The sequence below is a fragment of the Brachyspira catarrhinii genome, assembly GCF_005518285.1.
In the GTDB taxonomy this organism is placed as follows: domain Bacteria; phylum Spirochaetota; class Brachyspiria; order Brachyspirales; family Brachyspiraceae; genus Brachyspira; species Brachyspira catarrhinii.
In genome coordinates this window covers 1-528 of record NZ_SJDU01000754.1, presented here as the reverse complement: position 1 = coordinate 528, position 528 = coordinate 1, and the positions used below count along the sequence as shown (strand labels likewise).

General features: G+C 27.3%; 1 pseudogene. It reads right to left on the bottom strand.

The features are described 5' to 3' along the window. Positions 1–517 (bottom strand): annotated as a pseudogene (locus EZH24_RS13345) (hypothetical protein); the annotation flags it as partial. Positions 518–528 lie beyond the last annotated feature (11 nt).

Sequence of the window (528 nt, the reverse complement as noted above, 5' to 3'; positions counted from 1 at the left end):
TATCATATGTACTTAAAGTACTTAATGTTATTGCATTGGCATTTATGGTTAATGTTATATTTCCGTCTTGAGATTTATATGTTCCAGTATATGTACTGAATGGAACATGTTTTATTAATTTTTCATACTGAAGCTCATTATTTATCCAAGTATTACCGTATATCAATTTATTATTATAGAAGTATAAGTCTTGTTTACTAGTTTTGCCTCCAGACTGAGTGTATGTTATTGTAAGTACATTATCATTAGTTAATGAGGCTTTTGAATAATTTATATAAAAGTTATCGTCCATATAGATTTGTCCTGATCCATTTATAAGTATATAATATTTCAAGCTGTCATCATAATCATAGTAATAATAGTTTCCAGAATGTGTTATTAATCCTTCTATAGGCTCTCCAATAGTGGTTGAATATCCTTTTTGTTCTGAATAGATTTCTCGCTTAAATACAGCATTTGCAAAAAGATAAATATTTCCATCTTCCCCAAAATTAAAAGTATACATTTCATCATTCATATCATATCCAG